This is a genomic window from Proteobacteria bacterium CG1_02_64_396, assembly GCA_001872725.1.
Lineage (GTDB): Bacteria > Pseudomonadota > MNWR01 > CG1-02-64-396 > CG1-02-64-396 > CG1-02-64-396.
This window is the reverse complement of sequence record MNWR01000095.1, coordinates 1-26,470: the sequence shown is the minus strand read 5'-3', so window position 1 is coordinate 26,470 and position 26,470 is coordinate 1. Positions and strand designations below refer to the sequence as shown.

At 63.7% G+C, this 26,470-nt stretch carries 15 protein-coding genes and 1 pseudogene; 14 read left to right on the top strand and 2 right to left on the bottom strand.

Annotation, left to right across the window (positions count from 1 at the left end; genetic code table 11):
• Window positions 1–246: pseudogene (locus AUJ55_11480) on the top strand (hypothetical protein).
• A gap of 375 nt (window positions 247–621) precedes the next feature.
• Here the strand turns inward: AUJ55_11480 and AUJ55_11475 are convergent.
• Window positions 622–915 carry a hypothetical protein gene (locus tag AUJ55_11475; GenBank protein OIO54817.1) on the bottom strand — a complete coding sequence of 98 codons (294 nt, stop codon included), beginning with the start codon at window positions 913–915 and terminating at the stop codon, window positions 622–624.
• A gap of 253 nt (window positions 916–1,168) precedes the next feature.
• Here AUJ55_11475 and AUJ55_11470 point away from each other — a divergent pair, with 253 nt between their 5' ends.
• From AUJ55_11470 to AUJ55_11415, 12 genes are all read left to right on the top strand, one after another.
• The gene (locus AUJ55_11470) at window positions 1,169–1,558 is read left to right on the top strand and encodes a tautomerase family protein (GenBank protein ID OIO54816.1); all 390 of its coding nucleotides are present in this window, start codon (window positions 1,169–1,171) and stop codon (window positions 1,556–1,558) included.
• Window positions 1,559–1,668: 110 nt separating this feature from the next.
• Window positions 1,669–2,178 (top strand): hypothetical protein, encoded by a 510-nt coding sequence (locus AUJ55_11465; protein ID OIO54815.1) that lies wholly within the window; start codon window positions 1,669–1,671, stop codon window positions 2,176–2,178.
• 124 nt (window positions 2,179–2,302) lie between these two features.
• Window positions 2,303–3,871 (top strand): phosphoglycerate mutase (2,3-diphosphoglycerate-independent), encoded by a 1,569-nt coding sequence (locus AUJ55_11460; GenBank protein OIO54814.1) that lies wholly within the window; start codon window positions 2,303–2,305, stop codon window positions 3,869–3,871.
• A gap of 3 nt (window positions 3,872–3,874) precedes the next feature.
• Window positions 3,875–5,008 carry a hypothetical protein gene (locus AUJ55_11455; GenBank protein OIO54813.1) on the top strand — a complete coding sequence of 378 codons (1,134 nt, stop codon included), beginning with the start codon at window positions 3,875–3,877 and terminating at the stop codon, window positions 5,006–5,008.
• Between the two features lie 93 nt (window positions 5,009–5,101).
• On the top strand, window positions 5,102–6,454 hold the full coding sequence (locus tag AUJ55_11450; protein OIO54812.1) for a hypothetical protein: 1,353 nt from the start codon (window positions 5,102–5,104) through the stop codon (window positions 6,452–6,454).
• A gap of 232 nt (window positions 6,455–6,686) precedes the next feature.
• Complete coding sequence (locus AUJ55_11445; GenBank protein OIO54811.1) at window positions 6,687–7,373, top strand: hypothetical protein; 687 nt, start codon at window positions 6,687–6,689, stop codon at window positions 7,371–7,373.
• 258 nt (window positions 7,374–7,631) lie between these two features.
• Window positions 7,632–7,976, top strand: coding sequence for a succinate dehydrogenase, cytochrome b556 subunit (locus AUJ55_11440; GenBank protein OIO54810.1), 345 nt, complete (start codon window positions 7,632–7,634; stop codon window positions 7,974–7,976).
• Window positions 7,977–7,984: 8 nt separating this feature from the next.
• The gene (locus AUJ55_11435) at window positions 7,985–8,320 is read left to right on the top strand and encodes a succinate dehydrogenase, hydrophobic membrane anchor protein (protein ID OIO54809.1); all 336 of its coding nucleotides are present in this window, start codon (window positions 7,985–7,987) and stop codon (window positions 8,318–8,320) included.
• A complete protein-coding gene (locus AUJ55_11430; GenBank protein OIO54808.1) occupies window positions 8,317–10,104 on the top strand; it encodes a succinate dehydrogenase flavoprotein subunit in 1,788 nt (595 codons plus the stop codon). The genes AUJ55_11435 and AUJ55_11430 overlap by 4 nt, the downstream gene beginning before the upstream one ends.
• Before the next feature lie 70 nt (window positions 10,105–10,174).
• Window positions 10,175–10,882, top strand: coding sequence for a succinate dehydrogenase iron-sulfur subunit (locus AUJ55_11425; protein OIO54807.1), 708 nt, complete (start codon window positions 10,175–10,177; stop codon window positions 10,880–10,882).
• Between the two features lie 11 nt (window positions 10,883–10,893).
• Complete coding sequence (locus AUJ55_11420) at window positions 10,894–11,436, top strand: hypothetical protein (GenBank protein OIO54806.1); 543 nt, start codon at window positions 10,894–10,896, stop codon at window positions 11,434–11,436.
• 2 nt (window positions 11,437–11,438) lie between these two features.
• Window positions 11,439–12,170 (top strand): hypothetical protein, encoded by a 732-nt coding sequence (locus AUJ55_11415; GenBank protein ID OIO54805.1) that lies wholly within the window; start codon window positions 11,439–11,441, stop codon window positions 12,168–12,170.
• A 284-nt stretch (window positions 12,171–12,454) separates the two neighbouring features.
• On the opposite strand, the gene AUJ55_11410 is transcribed toward AUJ55_11415, so the two are convergent.
• Entirely contained in the window at window positions 12,455–13,024 is a 570-nt protein-coding gene (locus tag AUJ55_11410; GenBank protein OIO54818.1) for a hypothetical protein, read from the bottom strand.
• A gap of 554 nt (window positions 13,025–13,578) precedes the next feature.
• Between AUJ55_11410 and AUJ55_11405 the strand changes: the two genes are divergently transcribed.
• On the top strand, window positions 13,579–25,194 hold the full coding sequence (locus tag AUJ55_11405) for a hypothetical protein (GenBank protein ID OIO54804.1): 11,616 nt from the start codon (window positions 13,579–13,581) through the stop codon (window positions 25,192–25,194).
• Window positions 25,195–26,470: the final 1,276 nt, after the last annotated feature.

The window sequence follows — 26,470 nt, the reverse complement described above, 5'->3', positions numbered from 1 at the left end:
CAACAGATTCTCATCAGCATGGACGGACGGGGCCGGGCGCTGGACAACGTCTTCATCGAACGTTTGTGGCGCACGGTGAAGTACGAAGAGATCTACCTGTACGACCATGCCGATGGGGTGGCGCTGCACCAGGGGCTCGACCGCTACTTCCGGTTTTACAACACCGAGCGCCCCCACAGTGCCCTCGGCGGCAAGACCCCAGAACAGGTCCATCAAACCCACGGCGGAACCACCCACCGCCACTAACCGTTTACAAATTTTCGCCCCCAAACTGTCCAAGGAGTGGGGTCCACCCCAGTAATGCTGCATGTTTATTACAATGGATTGTACTTTTATTTCTTTGCCCGGTGATGAAGGTCCGGTTGGTTGCAGCCTCTGCGTTTACATCTCAAGTTCCCATCGGCGCAGTATTTTTTACTGCCTCCCGATAGCCATGAACCGCGCCGAATATCCGTATCGCGCAACAATCCCCCCCTGTGACCTCGATCTATTGAGCCTACAAAGGCGCAAAATTTATTCTCCAACTCATGTTTTTTTCTTGGTGTTGGCACAACGCTACATGAGGGCGAATTAGATGATCGTGGTTGCAAAATAATTCTATTTCTGCTTTCGCTTCTTTCATTAACGGCGTGTGTTGGGGGTGGCGGCGGCAAGGGGGGAGATGGCGGCAGCGGTGGGGGGGGAGGCGGCGGCAACTCCTTCGGCATCTACATGCAGCCGGGGTCGTCCCCCACCCTTACGGGCAATCTCTTTTTCATCGGCACTCCCGGTTCGGGCGGCTTGGACGGTCTCGGCAGCCCAAGCGGAGCCGATGGCTTGCAGGGGGAGCGCAATCTGTAAGTCCAGTTGGGGGGCTCGACGGCGGACAGGCCGTTGCCGATGCCATCGTCTTTTCACACCCAAGGGGGGCCACATGGCCCCCCTTTTTTTTGGAAATTCGGGGGGGGGCGGTAGTGGAAGGGTTGGTTTTGGTAGGAGCGGCGCCCTCGCCGCGATAGCCTTTGCTCCTTCGTACCAAAAGGCATCGGCCCGATGACGGGCCTCCTACGGGAGCACAAACCATGACGACCCCCCGCAAACACCAAGAACCGCTCAGCGGCCGATGGCGCAAGGGACTCCCCTTGTCCGTTGCCGTTTCTGCGTTCCCGTGTTTCAAAAGGTCATGGTTATGTCCCAAGTCAAAATCTACGGATTGAGATCCCATCTCGATCCGATCAAAGCTCGTCTGTCCGACACCCTACACGACTGCGTTTGCCTGGCGCTGTCGTTCCCCCGCGACAAACGGGCCCACCGCTTCTTCCCCCTCGATCCCGAAGACTTCTACATGCCTGGCGGGCGTAGCGAGGCCTACACCATCGTCGAAATCACGATGATCGAGGGGCGCTCGGTGGCGGCGAAAAAACGTCTGATCCGGTTGCTCTTCGAGCGTTGTCAGGCCGACTTGGGGATTGCTCCGGTCGATCTTGAGATCTGTATCCAAGAGGCTCCGGCCCACAATTGGGGGTTTCGGGGGATGCACGGCGACGAGATCGCCTTGAATTACAAGATCGAGGTGTAGGAGAAAAGGTGGATGCACGCTTATCCACCCCACGACCCTTTGCGGTAAGGTCGGTAAGGTGGATAAGCGCAGCGCATCCCCCGCCCCCCCCGTTCATGCCCGGAGCCCCCATGCGCAAGGTCATCCTTTACATCGCCACCAGCCTGGACGGTTTCATCGCCGGTCCCCAGCGCCAGCTCGACTGGCTCTTCAACGATCAGGACTACGGCTACACCGAGTTCTACAAGGGGATCGACACTATTTTGATGGGGCGGATCACCTACGAAGACATCCTCGGCTTCGGCGATTGGCCCTTCGATGGGGTCCAGACGCTGGTGTTTTCGCACACCTTTCACGGGGGGGGCAATGGGGTGCGTTTTACCCGTGAGCCCCCCGCTTCTGTGGTGCAACGGCTCAAAAGCCAGCCCGGCAAACACATCTGGCTCGGGGGCGGGGGCAAACTGGTGGCCGACTTCCACAAAGCCGACCTGATCGACGAGATGGTGATCTCCATCCACCCCATCGTGCTGGGCGAGGGGATCCCCCTCTTCCCCCCGACGGGGATTCGGCGCGATTTCAAGCTGCTGGGGGTCGAGGGGTTCGATTCGGGGTTGGTGCAGATGCGGTATGGGCGGGGATGAGGGGGTCAACGACCCCCCCCTTTGCAAAAAGGGGGGGCATCTGGCGGATGAACCATCCTGGCCCCCGGTGTATCCTCCCCCTCGTTGTACCGATCCATCTCCTTCAAAACCCTACGAGTCCTCTATGAGCCGACCCGAATTGCAGGTTTCCCCCGTCGTCCTGATCGTCATGGATGGCTGGGGCGAGCGGCCCGATGCCGATGACAACGCCGTCACCCGTGCCGGCACCCCCAACCTCGACCGTTACCGCGCCCAATTTCCCTTCACCACCATCCAGGCCTCGGGTCTGGCGGTGGGGCTGCCCGAGGGGCAGATGGGCAACTCCGAGGTGGGGCACCTCAACCTGGGGGCGGGGCGGGTGGTTTACCAAGACTTCACCCGCATCAACCTCGCCATTGAGCAGGGCGATTTCTTCGAAAACCGGATGCTGGTGCAGGCGGTGGAGCGCACGAAAAAGCTGGGAAGTACCCTGCATCTGTTGGGGCTGCTCTCCGACGGTGGGGTCCATTCCCACATCGACCACATCGTCGCCGCCTGCGAGTTGGCCCGCCGCCTGGGGCAACACAAGGTGCAGGTCCACGCCATCCTCGATGGTCGCGACACCCCGCCGCGCAGCGCCCAGAGGTACATCGAGCAGTTGGAGGCGGCACTCGGCGACAAAGGGTTGCCCCCCATCGCCTCGATTGTGGGGCGCTTCTACGCCATGGACCGCGACCAGCGCTGGGAGCGGATCCGCACCGCCTATGACCTGCTGGTCAACGGCGAGGGCAAGCCCTTCCCAAGTGCGCTGGCGGCGCTCGCAGATGCCTACGCCTGCGGCGAAAACGACGAGTTCGTCGAGCCCCGGGTCATGGTCGATGCGGACGAAGTCCCTCGTTCGCGTATCGAGGACCACGACGGGATGCTCTTTCTCAACTTCCGCTCCGATCGGGCGCGGCAGATCGTGCGGGCGCTGGCCAATCCCGCCTTCGATGGCTTCAAGCGGGCCCGCTTTCCCCACATCGAGGTGGTCTGTCTGACCGAATACGACGAGACCTTCGACCTGCCCATCGCCTACCCCCCCGATGCCCCCCGGCGGATCCTCGCCGAGGAGCTGGCCCGGCACGGCATCCGGCAGTTGCACACCGCCGAGACCGAGAAATACGCCCACGTCACCTTTTTCTTCAACGGCGGCAGAGAGGAGCCCTTCCCCCTTGAAGAGCGGATTTTGGTGCTCTCCCCCAAGGTGAAGACCTACGACCTGCAACCGGCCATGAGTGCGGTCGAGGTGACCGACAAGCTGCTGGCTCGCTTCGAAGCACCCGAGCCGCCCCAGGTGGTGATCCTCAACTTCGCCAACACCGACATGGTCGGCCACACCGGAATCTTCGCGGCGGCGGTACAGGCGGTTCAGACGGTCGATGCCTGCGTCGGTCGCATCGTCGAGAAGGTGAGGGCTCTGGGGGGGGAGGTGCTCATCACCGCCGATCACGGCAACGCCGAGCAGATGAGCGACCCGGTGTCGCATCAGCCTCAAACCGCCCACACCTGCAACCATGTCCCTTGTTATTACATCGGCAGCCGCCCCGGATTTGCGGTGGCGGACGACGAGGGCAAGCTGGCCGACATCGCCCCCACCCTGCTCGATCTGCTCGGACTGCCCAAGCCTGAAGAGATGACCGGGCGCTCGCTGCTGCAACCGGCGGTGGGCTGAGCCATGGGTTTCCGGGGGGGGCGGCTTACAGGGGGGGTGGTGCTGGGGGCCCTGTTTGGGGCCACCCTGGCGGCCACCTGCGCCGCCGCCCCCCCCAGTAAAGCCAAAATCCAGGAGCTCGATGCCGAAATTCAGGCCCACCAGGCCGCCATTGGCGAAGCGGAGCAGCAGCGCAAGAAGGTGCTGGCCGACCTCGACGCTCAGGATCGCCAAGTGGCCGATCTGCGCCGCCAGCAACGGCTCAAAAGCGAAGAGCTCACCGCCCTGCGGTCCGATCTGCGTGCCACGAAGGAGCGGCTGCAAACGCTGGAGCGCGATCAAGCCAAGCTGATCGACGAAATGCGAGCTGCCCTGCGACTGGGGCAGCGGATGGGGGAGGGGGGACTGCTGCGGCTCTGGCTGAGCGGCGAATCGCCCGCCGAAACCAGGGCTTGGCTGCACGGCATCGGACGGCTTACCGCCGCCCAAAAAGAGAAGGTCGCTGTCATCGAAACCCAGGCCGAGGCGATTCGGATCGTGCGGGAGCAGGTGGCGGCTCGTGAACAAAGGGTCGCCGAGGCGGTGCAACACCTTGAAACGCAAAGTCGGGAGCTGGAACACGCCTCGGTCAACCTGCGCAAGTTGCTCGACCGGCTCAAACGGGACGCCTCGATCCGCCGTGAGGCGGTGACCTCTTTAAAGAACCAACGGGCCGGATTGCAAAAGGAACTCGACCGGTTGGCCCGGTCTCAAGGGGCGCTCAACATACCGCCGGGGGCCTTTGCCAAACTCAAGGGCAAGCTAATCTGGCCGGTTCAGGGCAAGGTGGTCGAGGATCGCGAATCGCTGCTTGAGGGGCTCTATGTCGAGGCGGCCACCGGCAGCGAGGTGCGGGCGGTGGCCGATGGAAAAGTCCTTTTTGCCGACTGGGTTTCCGGCTTTGGGCTACTGTTGCTCCTCGATCACGGCGACGGCTACTATAGCCTCTACGCCCACCAGCAAGATTTGCTCGTCGAAAAAGGGGTTCCAGTCCATGCCGGGGATGTGATCGGCCGGGTGGGACGGACCGGCTCCCTGGGGCCGCCCCGCCTGTATTTCGAACTGCGTCACAACCAAAAAGCCATCGATCCCCGATCTTGGTGCCGCTCCGCCTCGTAATCCCTTCGGGGTGCCGGGCGGTTTTCTTTCAGACTTATCAATGATTCGTTCTCCCGTCATGCCATGGCATGGCGAGGTTGACCCGGAGGGTCCATGAAACGCCGTTTGTTCTCCCGCCGCTTTTTGATCTTCCCCGTCGCCCTGATCGTCGGAGGGCTGGCCCTGCAAATGCTGGAGGGACACGAGGCGCGGGCGGTGCCTCATGCGAGCAGCCCCTTCGCCGCCTTGGCCAAGTTCTCTGAGATTTTGCAGGTTGTGCAAGAGAACTACGTCGACGATGTCGCCGAGCCCGATCTGATTAAGGGGGCGATCAACGGCATGCTCGAATCCCTGGATCCGCACTCCTCCTACATGGATACCGAAGAATTCAAGGAGATGCAGGTCGAAACCAAAGGGGAGTTCGGCGGCTTGGGGATCGAGGTCACCATGGAGAACGGGGTGGTCAAGGTGGTCTCCCCCATCGAAGACACCCCCGCCTTCCGGGCCGGGGTGCAGACCGGCGACCTCATCATCAAGCTCGACACCACCGCCGTGCGGGGGATGACCCTGAACGAGGCGGTCAGCCGGATGCGGGGCAAGCCGGGCAGCACCATCGTGTTGACCGTGGTGCGTCAGGGGGCCTCCTCAACCCTGGAGATCCCCATCATCCGCGACGTCATCAAGATTCACTCGGTCAAGGGGGCCAAGATGGAGGCGCCCGGCATCGGTTACGTGCGCATCACCAACTTCCAATCCCACACCACCGAGGATTTGCAAAAGGCGATTGAGGGGCTCAAGAAAGAGGCGGGGGGCAAGCTCGACGGATTGGTCCTCGATCTGCGCAACAACCCCGGCGGCCTACTCAACCAGGCGGTGGGGGTCAGCGATCTGTTCCTCAACGAAGGTGTTGTCGTCTCGACCCGCACCCGCGAAGGTGAGGTCGACCGCATGAGCGCCAACCCCGGCGATATTCTCGATGGCGCCCCGATGGTGGTGCTGATCAACGGCGGCTCCGCCTCGGCCTCCGAGATCGTCTCGGGCGCCTTGCAGGATCACCACCGCGCCGTGCTGATGGGGGTGCGCTCCTTCGGTAAAGGTTCGGTGCAGACCATCATGCCAATGAGCGACGGTTCGGCCCTGCGTTTAACCACCGCCCGCTACTACACCGCTTCGGGCCGTTCGATCCAGGCCAAGGGGATCGATCCCGACATCGAGGTGGCGGCGGTTCAGGCCCAGACCCGGGTTCCGGCCAACCACAGCATCCAAGAGGCCGATCTTGAAGGGCATTTGACCGTCGAAGGTGAGGCGGGCAAGCAGGGCGCCGCCGCCCAGGATGCCGCGCCCCAAGACAGCGACGAGATCGGGAGCGACGGCACCATCACCCGCACCATCGAGGACTTCCAGCTGCGTCGGGCCACCGATCTGCTGCAGGGCTTCAAAGCGTTCCAAGGCATGAAACCGCATTGAGCCAAGGCAAGGGGGGCAAGCGGGGGCGCCGTCCTTCGAAAAAGGCACGGATGACCCGCTGGCAAACCTTGCTGGGCGCAGGACTGCTGCTGCTCGGGGCGGTGGGGATCGGGATGTTTTCCGCCCCCCACCGCCCCACGGTCGGCGGTCCCATCGTTGAAACCAGGGCGACTCCACCCCATCAGAGGCCGATCCCCTTCGAAGAGCATCACCCCCCCCCCTCAATCCCCCCGTGGTTTCGCGGCCCTACGATGGCCCCCCCCGTTTGGCGGTGGTCATCGACGATATGGGGCAGCTCGACCCCCTCGACCGGCGCGTCGTTGCCCTGCCGGGGGTGGTCACCTGTTCGATCCTCCCTTACGCCCCCCATGCCGACACCATCGCCCGCCTGGCCCACGATTCAGGTAAACCGGTGTTCGCGCATATGCCGATGGAGGCGGTATCAGGTTCGACCAAAACCGGCCCCGGCACCCTCTACCACACCATGGATCGTCAGACCCTGATTCAAGCGGTCGACGCCGCCCTCGACCGGGTGCCGGGGGTGGAGGGGGTCAATAACCATATGGGGAGCCTGCTGACCGCCGATCTTGATGCCATGCAGGTGGTGATGGAGGCGTTGGCCCGGCGCCGGGTCGGGTTTCTCGATAGCCGCACCACCGCCCAGACGGTGGCCCAGGCACAGGCTCAATCCCACGGCATTCCCAACACCAAACGCGACGTGTTTCTCGACAACGAGCCCGACGAAATCGCCATCGCCATCGCCCTGCGCCACGCCGTCGATCTGGCCCGCAAGCGGGGCTACGCGGTCGCCATTGGCCATCCCCATGTCGAGACGGTGGCGGTATTGGAACGATTGCTGCCCGAGATCAAGGCCGAGGGGGTGAGCTTGGTTTCGGCCACCGATGTCATGAGCCGGTAACGGTTTTAGGCTTGTCTGATGGGTCGTACCGGTCAGACTTGTTGCAATTCCATGCAGGTTTTTGCCCCAAGGAAGCGCCGATTTATTCAGCGCTTCCGAGCAGCCCAGGGATGGGCTGCCAAAATCAGGAACGTAAGTGACTGATTTTGCAAACGAAGCAAAAACGACGCAGCCTCAAGGCGCCTACTTTTGGTTTTTGCGTAGCGTGCCGATTCAAAGCAGGATGCCTTTAATCAGCGTTTCCCCAAGGATTTGCCGATGAACCGACCTCTCTCCCCCCGTCTGGGACGTTACCGTTTCCCTCTCGCCGTGATGGTTTCGGGGCTGCATCGGGTGACCGGTTTGGCGGCGGTGGCCGCCCTACTCGGCTGGGCCGCCCTTTTGTACCGGGTTCGGCACGGTGGCGTTGAGGCCAGTACCCTGGCCTTGGCGCTGTGGTGGCTGGGGGCGGGGGTGGTCTTTTTTCACTTCGTTAACGGCGCCCGCCTGCTGGCGATGGACATGGGGATCGCTACCGAGCGCAAGGGGCAGCAGGTGGGGGCCTGGATGGTGCTGGCGACAACCGCTTGCGCCCTGCTGGTGTGGTGGGGGGTGGCGGCATGAGACGGGATATGGGCTCCGCCCACGATGGCCTTCCGGTTTGGTGGTGGCAGCGGCTGAGCGCCGTGGCGCTGGCGTTGCTGGCGATCCCTCAGCTCGGGCTGGCCTGGCAACTGCTGCATGCCGCCGCCCCCGCCCTGGTTTTGGAGTACTGGATGGGGCAGCTCGGCACCGCCTTGGCAACCTGGTTCTTCCTGCTCGCAGCCACCGTCCACGGCTACATCGGGGTGAGGATTGTGGTCGAGGACTACGTCCCCAGCCCGGTTTTGCGCATCCCGATCCAGGGGGCGCTGCTCCTTTTCTCCGCCGGGTTTTTCCTCTTTGGCTGTTTCCTGCTGATCGGATGAATCAACCCATGCCCACCATCACCCAACATCTGTTCGATGTGGTTGTCGTCGGCGCCGGAGGGGCCGGTCTGCGGGCCGCCCTGGGGCTGTCGGAGTCCTCGGCCAAGGTTGCGGTGCTCAGCAAGGTGCTTCCCACCCGCTCCCACACCGTTTCGGCTCAAGGGGGCATCAACGCGGCGCTGGGCAACGGCGAGGAGGACTCCTGGCACTGGCACATGTACGACACCGTCAAGGGGAGCGATTACCTGGGCGACCAGGACGCCATCGAATACATGTGCCGCGCCGCCCCCCGTTTGGTGCTTGAACTCGAACATCTGGGGGTCCCCTTTTCACGCAACGAGGATGGCACCGTCTACCAGCGTCCCTTTGGGGGGCAGTCCAAAAAGCTGGGGGAGGGGGGGCAGGCGGCCCGGACCTGCGCCGCCGCCGACCGCACCGGCCACGCGGTGCTGCATACCCTCTACCAACAAAACCTGCGGGTGGGGACCACCTTCTTCAACGAATTCCAGGCGTTGGAGCTGATCCGTGACGATGAGGGAACCGTGCTCGGGGTGCTGGCCTGGGACATCGTCAATGGCGGTTACCACCTTTTTCAGGGCAAGGCGACGGTGATCGCCACCGGGGGGGCGGGCAGGCTATTCCGCACCTCGACCAACGCCCACATCAACACTGGCGACGGCATGGCGCTGGCGCTCAATGCCGGGCTTCAGCTCGAAGACATGGAGTTCTTTCAGTTTCACCCCACCGGGATCGCCGGGGTCGGCATCCTGATCTCTGAGGCGGTGCGCGGCGAGGGGGGGTATCTGGTCAACGGCGAGGGGGAGCGTTTCATGAGCCGTTACGCCCCCCACGTGCTCGATCTGGCCAGCCGCGACGTGGTGGCCCGGGCCATCGCCACCGAGGTGGCGCAGGGGCGGGGGATCGGTGGCGGCGATCGGGTCCACCTGAAGGTCGATCATCTCGATCCCGAGGTCATCAAAAGCCGCCTGCCCGGTATTCGCGAACTCTCGATCAAATTCGCCGGGGTCGACCCCATCAAGGCCCCCATCCCGGTCTACCCCTCGGCCCACTACACCATGGGGGGGATCCCGACCAATCGCTTTGGCGAGGTGGTCGAGGGGGACATGAGCGGCGAAAAGGTAGTCCCCGGTTTTTATGCCATCGGGGAATGCGCCTGCGTTTCGGTGCACGGCGCCAACCGGCTGGGGGGCAACTCGTTGCTCGACATCGTGGTGTTCGGACGGGCCTGCGCCAACAAGGTGCTTGAACAGCTGGCCGGACAGCGTTACCACAAACCGCTGCCCGAGGGGGCGGGGGAGGCGGGGGTCGCCAAGATCGAGGCGCTGCTGGCTCGGGTGGGCCGTGAAGGGCCGAGTACCGCCGAGCTGCGCACCAAGATGCAGACGATTATGGATCGTTACTGCGGGGTCTTTCGCACCGACGCGGTGCTGGCCCAAGGTGAGCAGGCGCTCGCTGCGCTGGCCCAAGAGGTTGCAGCCTCGGCCCCCGGTTTTGCCGGACGCCCCTTCAACACGGCGCTCACCGAACACATCGAACTGCTGGGGATGATGGAACTGGCCCGCGCCGTGGCGGCCAGCGCCCGTGCCCGCACCGAGTCGCGGGGGGCCCACTTCCGCCAGGACTACCCGGAGCGGGACGATGCGCACTTTCAAAAGCATACCCTGGCCCGCTTGGATGGGGGGGGGATTGCCATCGACTACAAACCGGTGCGGACCCAACCGCTGACGGTGGAGACGTTTGCGCCTAAGCCTAGGGTGTATTGAGGTTGGGGGAGGCTGGGAAATCCCCCCCGACCTGCCATCCCCGGCTCAAACCGAAGGACACGAGACCACCATGACCCACACGGTTGAGATCAAGATCTACCGCTTCGATCCCGAGAAGGATGCCAAGCCCTCGACCCGCACCTACACGGTCGAGGCCAGTCCCGGGATGATGCTGCTCGACGCCCTGATCGCCATCAAAGAGGGGCAAGATCCGTCGCTGACCTTCCGCCGTTCCTGCCGGGAGGGGGTTTGTGGATCGGACGGGCTCAACGTCAACGGCCGCAACATGCTCGCCTGCGTCACCCCGTTGACCGAGCTGGGGCGCAAGATCTCGGTCTACCCCCTGCCGGGGCTGCCGGTGATCCGCGATTTGGTGGTCGACGTGACCCACTTCTTCGAGCAATACAAGGTGGCCAAACCATGGTTGATCCCCAAGCAGCCGGTGCCGGAGCGTGAGTACCTGCAAACCGTGGAGGATCGTGAGGCGCTTGATGGGCTCTACGAATGTATCCTGTGCGGCTGCTGCTCCACCGCCTGCCCCTCGTGGTGGTGGAACGGCGACCGCTTCTTCGGCCCCGCGACCTTGCTGGCCAGCTACCGCTTTTTGAGCGACAGCCGGGACGACGCCACCGGGGAGCGACTCGACGCCCTGGACGATTCTTTTAGGCTCTTTCGCTGCCATACGATTGGGAACTGTGTGGATGTTTGCCCCAAGGGGCTCGACCCCACCGGGGCGATCAACGCCATCCGGCGTATGCTGGTTTCCCGACATCTCTGAGGACCAACCCCATGATCGAACGCCTGTTTGAAAACTTTCTCTGGAACAGCCGATTTTTGGTGATTCTGGCGGTGATCTCATCCCTGGTTTCGGGCGCGCTGCTTTTTCTGCTCGCCTCGGTCGACACCTACCATGTTGCCGGGATGGTGCTCGGCCATTTCCTGGGTCATGGCGAGCCGCTGGAGGAACTGCATGCCACCGTCATCGGCCACATCATCAGCACCGTCGACACCTACCTACTCGCGACAGTGTTGCTGATCTTCGCCCTGGGGCTTTACGAGCTGTTCATCAGCGACATCGACCAGGCCAAGGAGGAGGGCAAACGGGGCAGCCGTATCCTCAACATACGCACCCTCGACGACCTCAAGGATCGCTTGGCCAAGGTGGTGCTGATGATCCTCATCGTCACCTTCTTCAAGCACGTGCTGCATACCGAGTTCAAAACCCCCGAGAGCCTGCTCTATCTAGCTGCCGGCATCACCCTGATCGGTCTGGCCCTCTTTCTTGCCCATAAAGGGGCCGATCACGAGGCGGAGAAGGGGGAGGAGCATTGAGCATGGGGGCGGCCCGGCGTCCGGTCCTGCTCATCACCGGCGCGGCCCGTCGCCTGGGGCGGGCGGTGGCGCTCGACCTGGCGGCGCAGGGGTGCGACGTCGCGCTGCATTACGGCCACCGCCAGCAAGAGGGGGAGGAGCTTGCATCCGAGATAGAGCGCTTGGGTGCACGGGTGCTGCCGATGGGGGGCGATCTGAGCGATCCTGAACTGCCTGCCCGTTTGGTCGAGATGACCTGCGGCCACCTGGGGCGAATCGACTATGTGATCGCCAGCGGTTCGCGCTTCTACCCGACCCCCCTCGAAACCGCGACGGTCGAGCAGTGGAGCAACCTGTTCGACGTCAACCTGCGCGCCCCCTTTTTGCTGGCCCAGGCAGCCGCTGGCCGCATGTGCCAAGCGGGGGCGATGCTCTTCTTCGGCGACATCTACGCCGCCCCCCACCACCCCTTGAGCGACCACATCCCCTACCGCCTGACCAAGGCGGGGATTCACGCGCTGGTACCGTTGTTGGCCCGGGAGCTCGGACCCAAGGGGATCCGAGTCAACGGCATCGCCCCCGGCGCGGTTCTTTTTCCCGACGATGTTGACGAGAAGGTGGCCGACGTGTTGCGCCGCCGCGCCGCGTTGGGGCGGGGGGGAGAGGTGCAGGACATCGTCGAGACCGCCCGTTTTCTCATCCTCGGCCCCGACTTTGTGACCGGGCAGATCATTGCGGTCGACGGGGGGCGGTAGGGGGCGGTTTTTTCCGCAGTCGGTTGGTTTCGCGGTAGGAGCGGCGCCCCCGCCGTGAATGAAGAGGCAAAACCTGCATACCGCATCGACCGTTATCTGAAGGCAAAACCGTTCCCGTGCGCAGGCGGTCTTGCATCCCCCCTATCCGTACCGCTTGCCTCTCGCGCATCAGCAGAGCCTCAAGCTCTTGTTCCCGCATCGCCGCCATTACGCTCGCCATGGAAGCGCAACCCTCCACCCAGCCTCACAGGGTTGAAACCAGGTCACCAGCTCGAATCCATGCGTTACCCGCCATCGCCTTGCCTCATCCGCCAAAGGTTGAGCTTGTTGAGCATCATCCGGGCAGCCTGCGCAGGATCTTCGCTCTGCACGCCCCCCCGAATCATCGAAACCCCAGCCGCACCCGCCGACATCACTTGATCGAGGTTGTCCAGATTCACCCCCCCCAACCCATAGACCGGCACCGGACAGCCGCGGATCAACGCTCGAAAACGGTCGAGCCCCAACGGTTGCGCCTCGGGATGACTACGGGTCGCGAACACCGGGGAGAGGGTGACGGCGTCGACCCCCCCCGCCACTGCACGTGCGATTTCATCTGCGTTGTGGGTCGAAGCGATCAAGAGCCAGTCGGGATGACGGCTACGCATGGGGGTGGGATCTTGAATCGAGGTCAGATGCAGGCCGTCGGCCCCGACCTGCGCGGCGAGGGCTTCGTCGCCCGAAATCGTGAGCAGAGCATCGAAACGGCGGGTTAGATCGCGCAGGCGCAGCGCCATATCGCGCCGCTCGGTGGGGGGGAGATCGCGGTTGCGCAGGTTGATCCAGGGGGCGCCGCCGCTGAGTGCTTGTTCCAGCCGCCTCTCCCAGTTGGGGGAGACATGACAGTCGGAGATCAATTCAAGGGGGGGAGGCACTCGTCGCTGCCACATGCCGCGCTCCTGCCGCAAAAGCCCACAACAACCCTTAAAACTTGAAAGAGTTGCGTGGTTGGGCTCATATTTGCAGTTAATTTCATACCGTGACTCAAATCACCAGCTACTTGGGCGGTACTGCCTTTATGCTCGCCCGTTGTCCCTTTAACCCGTTTCTCGAACCCCGTGATGGCCATCACCCGAAGGGCACGAAAATTGCTGTTCATGCCCCTCTTCCTGGCCCATTCCCCCGGGCATCGGGATCTTTGTCCGTCTTAGCCCGGATTTTTCATCAATTTGCCCGATGATCGTGTAGGAGCTTGTCCGCACTGGGGATTTTGCAAAACCCCCAGTGCGGACAAGAAACCAGCGAGGGCGGAACAATATCGATGAAAAATCCGGGTTAGAGCCCCGGAATGGAATCATGTCGCATCCACACCCCAAAAACGACACGTCCCATTTCCAAAAATTGTCTCTTGAATCCTGGTGGTGACGCCTTGAACCAGCCCCGTCGCACCCTGACCGCGCCGTTTTCCCTTTTTCAGGGTCGCCTGACCGCCAACCTGCGCCGCCGCGTCCTTCCGTTGTTGGCACTGCTGTTGACCCCGGTCGCCGTTTGGGCGCACAACGTCGGGCAGTCGCAAACGACGAAGTTTTTTGCCCCGGAAACGGTGCAGATGTTGGCCGACCGGGCCACGGGGGTTTTGCCGGGCGGACCGGGGCTGCGCATCGGCGACATCATCTACTACATCATCGAATCGGTCCCCTCCCCGAACGGGGCCACGTTGGGCTCGGCGGGGTACATCACCGACTACGTTCCCCCCGGCACCCAGGTGGTGCAAGCCAGCTTCGTGCACAAAATCCCCGATCCCACCAAAGTGGGAGGCTTTGCCTACGTCGATGCCCCGATGGGGCTGCCCGGGATGATGCCCGATGGCGGCGGCACCCAGTTCAACAATACCTTTGGCGGATCTGGCGGCACGATGTCTGCCGGTAGTTTGGCGCGCGCCACCCAAGACACCGGGATCTTCTTCTCGACCGATCCCCGCACCGCCAAGATGGCGGTTTCTGGCGCCTTCAATCCCCAAGGGTTGGGTGTCAATTCGGTCGTCAGCAACCAATGGGATATCGACCAAGGCAGCGCCTTCACCAACAACACACTGCAGCCGGTCGTCTTCTCAAGACCCAGCTCCAATCGTGGGGTGACCCCGGTTCTGGATTGCGCTTTGTCGGGAGCACTTTGCGCCCCCGGTTCGCTGTTCGTGGGATTGGGCTCGGTCGTGGCGGGACCCGACGCTTACTACACCAACGATTACAACCCTCTGCTGGGCGGCGCCGGCCTCGTCGCCGCCTACACCAACGTCGGCCCCTGGCATCGCATCTCCTACCCCGGTTCCCTCCTCGGCGGTAGCGGTCCTGTGACCGCTTTCGGCACTCCTGGCGCCGGAGCCCGTATCATCGGCACCGATACGATCACCGGGGTCCCCACGGCAGCCGGTTGGTCGCTTTCCCCGGCCAACCCTCTCCCCTACGACCCAACCTTGAGCGGCAATCCCAGCGCAGGCCCTGCCGTGACCCCCGGTTTGATCGGCGCCCACGCCAATGCCATCCGCTGGGCGATCGGGGAACGCGCGGTCGGTACGGTCGAACACGTCAAGATCGGCTTGAAGGTCACCGATCTGACCCTGTTTGGGGCCCTGACCAATCCGACCCACCCCGCCTTCACCAACGTTTCCGATGTGTTCGGGGGCGATGCCTCGGGCAGCCAGAAAGCCATCGACAGCGTTTGGGTTTATCTGGCCCCGAGCCAAGCCAACCACAACGCTCAGGTCAACCTGATCAAGCAGGTCGTGGCGACCAGCACCACCGCCAATGGCCCCTGGGTGGCCAGCGATGGCGCCTTTCTGGTCAAAGGGCAGTTCGTCAAATACCGGATCAACTACCTCAACGCCAACGCCGCCCCCCTCTACAACGTGGTGATTACCGACACGATCGACACCGTCAATACCACTTACGCAGTCGGATCGGCCACCACCGGCAATCCGTTCATCGGAACCGCCACATTCCTGACCCCCACGGTCACTTGGCCGGCGATTCCGGTGTTGTCCCCAGGGGGCGGGGGGTATGTCGAGCTGGTGGTGCAAATCAAGGCGGCCGCGGCGGGGCTGACCACCGCCAACGCCTCGAATCTGACTTCCAATGAAATCCTAGCTCCTGGCGCTTCCTCCTTGGCGGTTTCGGCCCTGTCGGCCTCTGGGTTGCCACCGAACTTCGTTGTCACCAAAACCGTGAACACCGGGGCGGCCTCCCCCAATCAGGCTGCTCCCGGTGGTCCGGCCACCTACACCATCACCATTGAAAACCATGGCGGGGCGCTCGCCTTCCCGCTGCTTGGCGGCGGCACCCCGGTTCATCCCAAGGGGGGCGGCGTGGCCCCCAATCCTTGGCTGGTGGTGGGGGATCAGCTTCCCCTCAACGGTGTGGCCGCCGGCATGACCGCAGGGGCGGCCACCATCACCCTGACCGATTTGGCCACCGGGGTGATCTACCCCATGGCCCTCACGACCAATTACACGGTCCCCGCCACGGGCAGGGTCGGAGCGGTGTTCTATTCGATCAACACCTATCCGGTCGGTCATTCCAAAGCGGGGCTTGCCTTCGACTTTGTCGACTGCCGTCTCACCATCACCCTGCCCACCACCGTCTCGGCCACCATGCTGCCAGGGGTCTATTTCAACCAGGTCGAGCTGTTCTATGGTTTGGATCAAACCCTGTTCGCCGGCGGATTCGGCGCCGGCAGCGACGGGAGCAAGACTTACCCGAACCTCGCCCCCATTTCGGTCAATGCCCCCGACTTCAGCAATCTGCCCCTGACCGCCACCGATTTGAGCGGCGGGGTTCCCGCGCCCGGCGACACCATCCGCTACACCCTCACCATGCTCAATACCGGGGTGGCTGCGGGGACCAATCCCACCGTGGTGTTTCCGGTGCCGGTCAACGCCCCCTTCGTTGTCGGTTCCCTGGTCGCCCCCGGCGCCAACATCGCCTACGACAACGGCACCGGGCTGTACACCTATGTGCCGGGGGCTGGTCCGACCGATGCCAACGTCAAGTTCATCCGGCTGATCTACCCCTCCATCGCCGCCGGAGCCAGCGTCGTCCCCACCTTCGACGTGCAGATCCCTCCCACGGCGGGGGACGGGGTGTTGCTTTCTTGCCAAGCGGTGGCGACCTCGGTCGAAACCGGGGTGACCAACTTCCTGAGCGACGACCCCGCCCAGTCGGGATTGCTCGACCCCACCTACACCACGGTTGTCGCCAGGCCCGATTTTTCGACCAGCAGCAAGAGCGTTTTGGTGAATGGTGCCTCCGGCACCCTAATCCATGCCGGCGACACCTTGACCTATACCATCGTGGTCACCGACACCGGCAACAACCCCGCCGGGTCGACCAACGTTACCGTCGCCGATACGGTCGACCTGACCAAGCTTGAAAACATCGTTCTGGGTTCCGCTCCGGTGGGATGGGTGGTCTCCGGTCCGGACGGCAGCGGTCAAATCACCTGGTACACCCTGGCCATGACGCAGGGGGCCAGCGCCAGTTTGAGTTTTACCGCTCAGGTCAAGACGGGGCTGCCCAATGGCACCACGGTCGACAATGTCGCCGTGGTGTCATGCAGCGAAACGACCTCGACCAATCTGACCGCGCCGACCTTGACTATTCCGGTCACCCAGGTCAGCGGCTCCCTGTTCGACGACACCAACGGCAACGGCATTCAGGATGGCGGGGAGACCGGGATCGCCAACGTCGCCATCGCGCTGCGGGTTCCCGGCTTCGTCACCGACATCGTCACGGTCTTTACCGACGCCACTGGGGCTTATGTCCTAACCGCCCCCCTGGCCGGCAATTGGGATGTTGTGGTTTCCGATACCGGTGGACTGCTGACCGGTTGGAGCCTGACCACGGCCAACCAGCCGCTGAATGTGACCATCAACAACGGCCAAGTCATCGCCGGGCAGAATTTCGGCTACCAGCTCACCACCCCTCCCGCCACGATTCGGGGCCGGATTTTCGACGACCAGGATGCATCGGGGCTGCAAAACGGGGCAGAAGCGGGGTTGGCCGGGGTCAGCTTGAGCTTGCATAACGGGTCGGGGGCCTTGGTGGGGGCGGCGACCACGAACATTCTGGGTGATTTTCAATTCGCCAATCTGGCGGCCGGCAACTACACCTTGACGATCAGCGACAGCAGCGGCCTGCTCGTCAACCGCTACCTCACCACCGCGACCCCATCGCCTGTCTCTATCGTGGGATTGAGCGCGGGCGCCACGGTGGTCACCGATTTCGGTTACCGGCTAGGGAGCACCATTGGCGACGTGGTCTTCGACGATGCCGACGCCAGCGGCACCTACACCGCCGGAGATAGCGGCGTCTATGGGGTGACGGTTGAGCTGCGTCCAAGCGGTGGCGGAGCAGGAACCGCCATCGCGACCATCACCACCGATGCTTTTGGGGCCTATCGCTTCCAGGGGATTTCCCCCGGTAACTACGATGTGGTGGTCACCGATACCGCCGGTGTTTTGACCCCGTTTACCCCCGTCACCCCCGCCACTCTGGCGGTGACCGCTGCCTCGGGGATCGATCAGCTCGGCATCGACTTCCCCTTCAGCGCCGTCCCCGCCATCACGGTCGGCAAGACGGTCGACAAGGGGGTGGTCGGTTTCAACGAGGCGGTGCACTACACCATCACGGTCACCAACACCGGCGGCACCGCCCGGAGCTTCTCGCTTAAGGATGTTCTGCCCACCACGGCCGCCGCGCTTCCCTACACCGCGTCGTCCTGCAACTTTCAGTACATCAGCACCGACAGCGTGACCCTGAACGGCTCCCCCTTCACGGTGCCGAGCGTGCCGACCCTGTTCAGCTACACACCGACGTGGTCGGGCTTCGATCTGCCCGCAGCCTCGACCTTGGTCATCGCCTTCACCGCCTTTTCGGGGGCCAACACAGGGTTGAACTACAATGGGGTTCAGATCAGCTACGCCCCCACCGGCGTCCCCCCCCTAACCCTGCTCGATTTCCCCAATTTGGCCGTGGTCTCGGTTTCCGACCTGGGCAACGTTTCGTTGGCGGTCACCGCAGTCAATGGGGTTCCGGTTCCCTCGGGGGCCACCCCCACGGTGGTGGGTAATGATGTGGTCACCTACCGGATGACCCTTTCCAATACGGCCGCTGCTTTGGCGCAAACGGTCCAGACCATCAGTGCCACGTTGCCGGTGGGCTTCACCCTGCAAGCGGGCTCCAGCACCCTGACCTCCTCGAACTACCCGGCGGGCATCGCTCTGACCGGCAGCCAGGTCGGTCAATTGGTCAACTGGGCCCTGCCGGGAACCTTACCGATGACCGCCGCCGCCTACCCCGACACCTTGTGGCTCGACTTCAACCAAGTCGTTCCCAGCGGGGTGAGCGGCACCTTCACCACCAAAGGGGTCATGGGCATCGGCGCGGTCGCCCCCGGAATCAACATCGACACCGGCAATGCTGCTCCGGTCGAGGTCAAGCTCTATCAGGTAGGCGACTTGGTCTACAAGGATGTCAACGGCAACGGGGCGTACGACGCCGGGACCGATCAACCGGCGGTGGGGGTAACGCTGGAATTGCGTCCCCAAGGGGGGGGGAGCGGCAGCGCTTTGGCCAGCACCACCACCAATGCTTCGGGTAATTACAGTCTTCAGATCGCCAACCCCGGCACCTACAGCGTGGTGGTCACCGATACCGGCGGGATTCTGTTGGGTCACACCAGCACCACCGGGGGCCCAGTTCAAAATGCCACAGTGGGGGGGGGCACCCTGTCTGTGCTTAGCTTGGATTTCGGCTATCAGCCCCCCGCCCTGGCCGCCACCATCGACGGCGCCGTCTTCGACGACACCAGCGGCAACGGCATTAAAGACGGGGCCGAGGTTGGCATTGCCGGGGTGACGGTCGAGATCCGCAACCTTTTCAACACCCCGATTGCCACCGTGACGACCAATGCTTCGGGGCTTTACAGCTTCACCGGGATTCCCGGCGGGATGTACCAGGTGTTGGTGACTACCGCCCCTTCCGGGCGGACCGCCACCACTGCCCAGCCGCTGTCGATCACCGTGGCCGACGGAGCCACCTCGACCGGCAACGACCTGGGGTATCAACTGCCCGGCACGGTGACCGGTCGGGTCTTCGCCGACATCGACAACTCCGGCAGCTTCAACGCCGGTGACGCCTGGCTGAGCGGCGCGACCGTCTGGCTGAAAGACGGCGCCACCACCATCGCCACCGCGACCACCGACGCCTCGGGCGTTTACACCTTCGACACCATTCCCATGGCAGGCGGGGCGAGCCGCAATCTGAGCGTCGACATCGACAACCTAGGCGGCGTCATCGCCGGGGCGACCCTGACGACGGGAACCGATCCCACCGCCGTCACCGCAGTTTCGGGCAGCACGGTCAACGCCGGGGATGTGGGGTATTGGATTCAAGGGAGCATCGCGGGGACGGTCTACGACGATCTCAACGGCAGCGCTGCCTTCGACGGCACCCCGACCGACGGGGTGCTCAGCGGGGTAACGGTCAACCTGCTGCAAGGGGCGGTTGTTGTGGCCACCACCACCACCGATACCAATGGTGGGTACCAATTTGCGGGGCGTGCGGCGGGGGGTTACACGGTGCAGGTCGTGACGCCCAGTGGTTACAACGCCACAGCTCCGGCGGTGGTGGCTCCGGCGGTCGATCCTGAAATCGCCGTGACCTTGACGGCGGGGCAGGCACTCGCGGGGCAAGACTTTGGGTTTGTGGTGCCGCCCCATTTTGTGGTGACCAAGACGACGCCACTGCCTTCGTACCTGCGCAGTACCGCTGCTCCCTACACATTGACGATTACCAACACGGGGGGTGTTGCCACCAATGTGGTGATCGCCGACTTCCTGCCCAGCAATGCCGCCTACGCTGCCTGGACCGATCTGGTGGCTCCAAGTCTATCGGCGGCGGCGGTGACCTACACCGCCAACTCGGCGACGGTCACCCTGAACGGAGTGGCCACCACCAAAAGCGAAACCTACGCGGCGCCCCTGATTACGTGGCAGCAGGTAGTGGGGGTTAACGGCGGGTACACCCTGAATACCGGCGATTCGCTGGTGTTCACCTATAGCCCTATCCTGGGGAACACCGAGGGGACTTATTTCAATTCCCTGAAGATCACCTATGGCACAGCAACGACCACGACGTTGTGGTACCCCGACCTGAACAGCGTGATGGCCAATCGCCGTTATTCGACCGACAAAACGGTCGTGGCGGTCAATGGGGCACCCTGGGCGGTCGGTATCCCCAATCTCAATATCGGTGATACCGTCACCTACGAGGTCTCCCTGACCGCTCTGGCGGCGACCAGCGTCTGTGCAGCCAGCGTTGCCGATACCCTCCCAGTGGGGCTTGCCTACGTCCCCAACAGCACCCAGATCATGCCCCCGGGCGGTGGCGTGCTGACCCCCTACACCGACGCGGCGCTGGCGACGGTGTTGACGACAACGCCTGGCTCCACCACGACATCCGAGCTGCTGACCTATACCTTCTTCGTCGGCAATACCCCCGTCGTGCTTCCCGTGGCGCCCGCATTGTGTACCGCCGCTGTCACCAATGCCGTCAGCACCATGCGTTTCGATGCCCAGGTGACCAGCGCCCTGTTCACCGGCAATCGCGACAACTTGATGAACATTGCTGCCGAGCGGATTGGCGGTCGTGTCCCTCTTGCGAAAGTGGTCGTTGGGGCCACGATCAACATCCTCCCCCCCGCCACCATCAACGGAACCGTCTACGACGACAGCAACGGCAACGGGATCAAGGAGGGGGGTGAAACGGGGCTGAGCGGGGTCACCGTCGAACTCCAAGATGGTTTGGGCACGGCCCTGGCGAGCGCTGTGAGCGACGGCGCTGGGCTCTATTCCTTTACCGGCATTGGGGGCGGCAGCTATCAGTTGGTCATCCCCATCCCCCCTGGCGGTCGCATCGTGACCTCGACCCAACCCCTTGCGGTGGTCGTCACCTCGGGAGCGACCTCCAGCGGCAACAACGTCGGTCTGCATGTTCCGGGGGTGGTCTCCGGGCGCATCTTCACTGATCTCGACAGCTCGGGGAGCTTCACTGTCGGCGACGCTTGGCTTCCCGGCGCTACCGTGTGGCTGAAGGAGGGTGCGCTCACCATCGATACCGCCGTCACCGATACCAACGGAACCTACACCTTCAATGTGGCGATGGGGGGGGCGGTAAGTCGCACCCTGACCGTGGACATCGACAACGCCGGGCCGCCCATTGCGGGCGCGACGCAAACGACCGGCAGCGATCCCTCGGCCCCATTCCCCATAACCTCGGGCGCCACCGTTAATCTGGGCGATGTGGGTTATGTGGTTCAGGCCGGCATCGCGGGGACGGTCTACAACGATCTCAACGGCAACAACGCCTTCGACGGCACCCCGACCGATGGGGCGTTCAGCGGGGTGACGGTCAATCTGTTGCAGGGGGCTGCGGTCGTGGCCACCACCACCAGCGACAGTTCGGGTATGTACTCTTTCACCAACCTGGGCGCGGGCTCTTTCAGCGTTCAGGCCATGACCCCTGCGGGTGGGTATGCGGCCATTGCCCCGACCCTCGTGCCGCCCGCAACCCAACCTGAAATCGCCGTCGTCTTGACCGGTGGCCAGCAGGCTATCAACCAGAATTTCGGCTTTTCACAACCACCGAACCTGACGGTCACCAAAACCACGGCAGCCCCGTTTGCAGCCAGAAGCTCGACGGCGGTCTATACCTTAACCATCACCAATTCAGGGGGACCGGCCAGCAATGTGGTGGTCTCCGACTATCTGCCCAACACGGTGGTTGCCGCAGGCTGGCCGGTCGCCCCCGCAGCACAACCGACCCCTTCGCCGGCCGCGTTTGTCTTCCCGGCCGTGGTCGCGCCCCAGGTCACCACGGCCACCCTCAACGGGGCGCCGGTCGTCTTCACCGAAACCCCCGGTGTCGGCACGGTGGTTTGGTCGACTGCGGCGGGCGGTTTTACCTTGGGCAACGGCGACACCCTGAGCATCACCTTTGCCGCCGATACCCCCAACACCGAGGGGAGTTACTACAACTCGGCCTCGGTCGCCTACCTCTATGGCGGCGGCACCGCCAGTACCCTATGGCTGCCCGACGCCAATCTGCTCAACGTCACCCGCACCTTCGGCATCGGCAAGCAGGTGGTCGCGGTCAACGGGGTGGCATGGAGCGGCGGCATTCCCACCATCGATGTGGGCGACACCGTCACCTACGAGGTCACCGTCACCAATTTCCGGGGCACGGGCCGTCTGAACCGGGATGAGTTGTTTGTCGCCACCTTGAGCGACACCCTGCCTCTGGGCTTTAAGTACGTGCTGGGCACCTCCCAGACCGTTTCGCCAGGCAACAATGTGCTGGCGCTGACCCCGATCCTCGACCCGGTGGTCACCCCCGCCACCGCTGCCACCTCCGAGGTAATGGCCTACACCTTCAACGGCGGCGTCATCCCCAATCGGGGTGCCCTGCCGATCATTGGCGATTCGATGGTGACCGGCCCCAGCTATGGCGACACCGCAACCCTGCGCTTCGATGCCGTTGCCATCGACGCGGTCACCCCCAACCAGCCGCTCTCGGGCAACCACAACAACAGCGTCACCGCCATGGCTGACCGACTGGGTAACGCGGGGGTGACCCTGAGTTATCTGGGGGCCACTGTGAACGTCTCGACCCGGGCCAAGGTGCAGGGGACGATCTTCAAAAACCTGGATGGCAACGGAACCTACAACCCACCCACCGATACACCGCTCAACGGGGTGACCATCGAGCTGCAACCGAGCGGCGGCGGCGCGGCCATTGCTACCACCAGCGATGCCACCGGGGCCTACACCCTGATCGCCCCGGCGGGTGGCACCTACACCGTAGTGGTGACCGACAGCGGCGACATCCTGACTGGGCTGAGCAACGCGGTCGCCCCGGCTTTGCCGATCACCCTACTTGATGGTCAAACCTTAACCGCTCAGGACTGGGGCTATGCCATCACCGGCACCCCCGGCACGATCAGCGGCACCATTTTCGATGATCTGAACGCCGACGGGATCATGCAGGGCGGCGAAGCGGGTCTGACCGGCGCCGTCGTGCAACTGCAATCGACCGGCGGCGTGGTGTTGGCCACCGCCACCACCCTGGCGGGCGGGGCCTACTCGTTCCCCAACCTAGCGGCGGGCAACTATGTCGTGACGGTCGACCGGACTTCGCTTCCCACCCGCTACAGCACCCCTGCCGGCGCACCGGTCGATCCGGCCAGCGTGACGGTGACCGGCGGCGTCACCTCAACCCAAAACCTGGGCTGGGCGGTGGGCGCCACCTTCTCGGGATTTGTCTTCGAGGATGCCGACAACAACGGGCTGCGCGGCGCTGTGGCGCCCAATCTCGAACCGGGCCGTTCCGGGGTGACCCTGCAACTGGTCGACACCGCAACCAGCACCGTGATGGAGACGGTGACCACGGCGACCAAGCCGGTCGCCCCCGCCACCATCCCGGCGCTGGGTAGCTATGCTTTTGCCGCCGTGCCCGCTGGGACCTACCGCATCGATGTCACCGACACGGCCGGTCGTCTGACCGGCTACGCCTTGACCACGACGAACCAACCGATGACCCCAGCGGTGGTTGCGGCTGGGGCAGCCACGGCGACCGATTTTGGTTACTTCCTGGCGCCGGCGCTGACGGTCACCAAGACCATGGCCTCGACCGCGCTTGATCGTGGCTCGAAGATGGATGCCACCATCACGGTGACCAACACCGGCGGCGGGGTGGCCAATCTGAGTGTGGCCGACGTGTTGCCCGCTCTGGCCCCCGCCTCCCCCTTCGGCGGAGTGGGTCTCTTCACCGCCTCGGTGGTTCCCTATGTCTTCGACGCCACCGTCTCGGTCTCCCTTGACGGGGTGCCTCTGACCGCCGGGGTCGACTACACCGTTCCGGTCGCCCTGAGCGCCACCCCAACCTGGGGCGGCATCGCCCTGCCGGGCGGCTCGACCTTGGAGATCCACCTGACCGCCGCCCAACCGGCCGCTGCGCAATTGACCGGTTCGCCCAACTTCAATGGAGCTGCGATCCAGTACGGCGCGACCCCGGTCGTTGTCGACTACCCCGATTTGGTGGTTTTTTCCACGGCACGCGACGTCACCTTCGTCAAACGGCTGGTGGCGGTTAATGGGGTGGCGCCGACCGGAACCCCGGTTATCCACCCCGGCGACACCGTGACCTTCGAGCTGGCGGTGGGCAACAGCATCAATCCTCGCGCCAACACGGTCACCAGCTTCGGCGACGTCACCCCCGCCGATGTGCTCGGGGCGGGGCTGACCTATGTGCTGGGTACCTCCAAGTTGACCAACCCTGCGCTGGGAACGGTCCTGGCGCCGATCGCCGATCCCGTCGTAACCCCAGGCGTGGTTGGTACCGGGATCTCTCAGGCGATGGGTTGGACCGTCGCCGCCACAACCCTGCCCACCTACCCCAGCGAGGTAGTGCTGCGCTACGACACCTTGGTCGCCGCAAACACCACCCCCGATAGTTACGCCAATTTAGGTTCCGGAACCGGATCCAACGTCAGGGGAGCCTTCACCCTTTATGGCACGGTGAACTTCGATGTTTCCTCCGCCGCGCCCCTGCTGGCGGTGGTAAAAACCGCCGATGTCGCCGTCGCCAACCCCGGCGCCACCGTCAATTTCACCGCCACGGTTAGCAACGTTGGTGCGGGGCCAGCAACCTCGGTGGTGGCCTCCTTGGTGCTCGATCCCTTTGTGGGCTTTGTCGTCGGTTCGCTGACCTTTACCGACGGTCCGGTTTTGACCCCGGCCCAAGGCGCTTCGGGGTTAACCCTGGGAGCGGTGACCTACTTCGACGGCGCGGGGACTCCAATAACCCCGACCGGCGCACCGGGTGCCATCGACCCCGCCATCCGCGCCATCCAGGTCAACATGACCGGTTCGATGAACGGTGGCGTCGTCCCGATTCCGGCCTTTGCTTTGATTTATCAGGGGGTTGTGCAGTGAGGGGGCGTTGAGCCCGCTCAAGCGTGTGGTGATTTACAAACGCCCTCGTAGGAGCGGACCTAAGTCCGCGAACCGTTGGGGCACAGGCGATGCGATGGGGGCTGATCGTGTTCGGCCACGGGGTGGCCTCCTACGGGGCAGCGATGAACGCTCTCGTAGGAGCGGACCCCGTCCGCGAACCGTCCGGGCACGTGCGGTGCGCTGGGGGTCGATCGTGTTCGGCCACGGGGTGGCCTCCTACGGGGCATTCACGAACGCCCTCGTAGGAGCGGACCCCGTCCGCGAACCGTCCGGGCGTGTGCGGTGCGCTGGGGGCTGATCGTGTTCGGCCACGGGGTGGCCTCCTACGGGGCAGCGATGAACCCCTTCGTAGGAGCGGACCCCGTCCGCGAACCGTTGGGGCAAAGGCGGTGCGCTGGGGGCTGATCGTGTTCGGCCACGGGGTGGCCTCCTACGGGCGTCGATGAACGCCCTCGTAGGAGCGGACCCCGTCCGCGAACCGTATGAGGCAAAGGCGGTGCGCTGGGGGCTGATCGTGTTCGGCCACGGGGTGGCCTCCTACGGGGCATCCCGAACCTCTTCGTAGGAGCGGACCCCGTCCGCGAACCGTCCGAGGCAAAGGCGGTGCGCTGGGGGCTGATCGTGTTCGGCCACGGGGTGGCCTCCTACGGGGCATTCACGAACCTCTTCGTAGGAGCGGACCCCGTCCGCGAATCGTCCGAGGCACGTGCGGTGCGATGGGGGCTGATTGTGTTCGGCCACGGGGTGGCCTCCTACGACGGCGCGCCATTTTGGTGACCCATCCTTGGGGCGCTGAAATCCCGTCCAACGAAGCCGACGCGGCATGTACACACAACTGCGGGCAGAAAGCACCACTCCTCACCCACAAGGCTGTCGAAAAACGACACACACATCGCACCATCCGTGTAAAAAAACGACATTATAGTTGAATTGGTTACAAGGTTCTGTTCACATTCTATATCTTCCCTATTGGTAACTATTCAGCCCCACCCCCAAAAAAACACTTGACAAGGTTTTTTCAAGAAAATCCAGTCCTCGCCTTAATCTGCCGGGCGCCGCTCAAAAGGGTGTTTCCTGTGCCCCATAAGGCGCCCTAACCCTCGCCGATGTAGCGGCCACTACGGGGGGGTGTTGCGGGGCTCTTCAGGGCTGTGTGGCGGCTTTACGGCACGAAAAATCGACCCCAAAAACCGGTGTTATCATCGCCTCACGACAACCGATACGAGGTGAACCCCGGTGACCATCAACCGCATCG

Excerpts from the sequence above, each read along its gene's own strand:
- AUJ55_11435 (OIO54809.1), top strand. The coding sequence starts at position 7,985 with ATGGGCTCCGCCCACGATGGCCTTCCGGTTTGGTGGTGGCAGCGGCTG.
- AUJ55_11470 (OIO54816.1), top strand. The coding sequence starts at position 1,169 with ATGTCCCAAGTCAAAATCTACGGATTGAGATCCCATCTCGATCCGATC.
- AUJ55_11415 (OIO54805.1), top strand. The coding sequence starts at position 11,439 with ATGGGGGCGGCCCGGCGTCCGGTCCTGCTCATCACCGGCGCGGCCCGT.
- AUJ55_11440 (OIO54810.1), top strand. The coding sequence starts at position 7,632 with ATGAACCGACCTCTCTCCCCCCGTCTGGGACGTTACCGTTTCCCTCTC.
- AUJ55_11465 (OIO54815.1), top strand. The coding sequence starts at position 1,669 with ATGCGCAAGGTCATCCTTTACATCGCCACCAGCCTGGACGGTTTCATC.
- AUJ55_11450 (OIO54812.1), top strand. The coding sequence starts at position 5,102 with ATGAAACGCCGTTTGTTCTCCCGCCGCTTTTTGATCTTCCCCGTCGCC.
- AUJ55_11475 (OIO54817.1), bottom strand. The coding sequence starts at position 915 with ATGTGGCCCCCCTTGGGTGTGAAAAGACGATGGCATCGGCAACGGCCT.
- AUJ55_11455 (OIO54813.1), top strand. The coding sequence starts at position 3,875 with ATGGGTTTCCGGGGGGGGCGGCTTACAGGGGGGGTGGTGCTGGGGGCC.
- AUJ55_11425 (OIO54807.1), top strand. The coding sequence starts at position 10,175 with ATGACCCACACGGTTGAGATCAAGATCTACCGCTTCGATCCCGAGAAG.
- AUJ55_11460 (OIO54814.1), top strand. The coding sequence starts at position 2,303 with ATGAGCCGACCCGAATTGCAGGTTTCCCCCGTCGTCCTGATCGTCATG.
- AUJ55_11420 (OIO54806.1), top strand. The coding sequence starts at position 10,894 with ATGATCGAACGCCTGTTTGAAAACTTTCTCTGGAACAGCCGATTTTTG.
- AUJ55_11430 (OIO54808.1), top strand. The coding sequence starts at position 8,317 with ATGAATCAACCCATGCCCACCATCACCCAACATCTGTTCGATGTGGTT.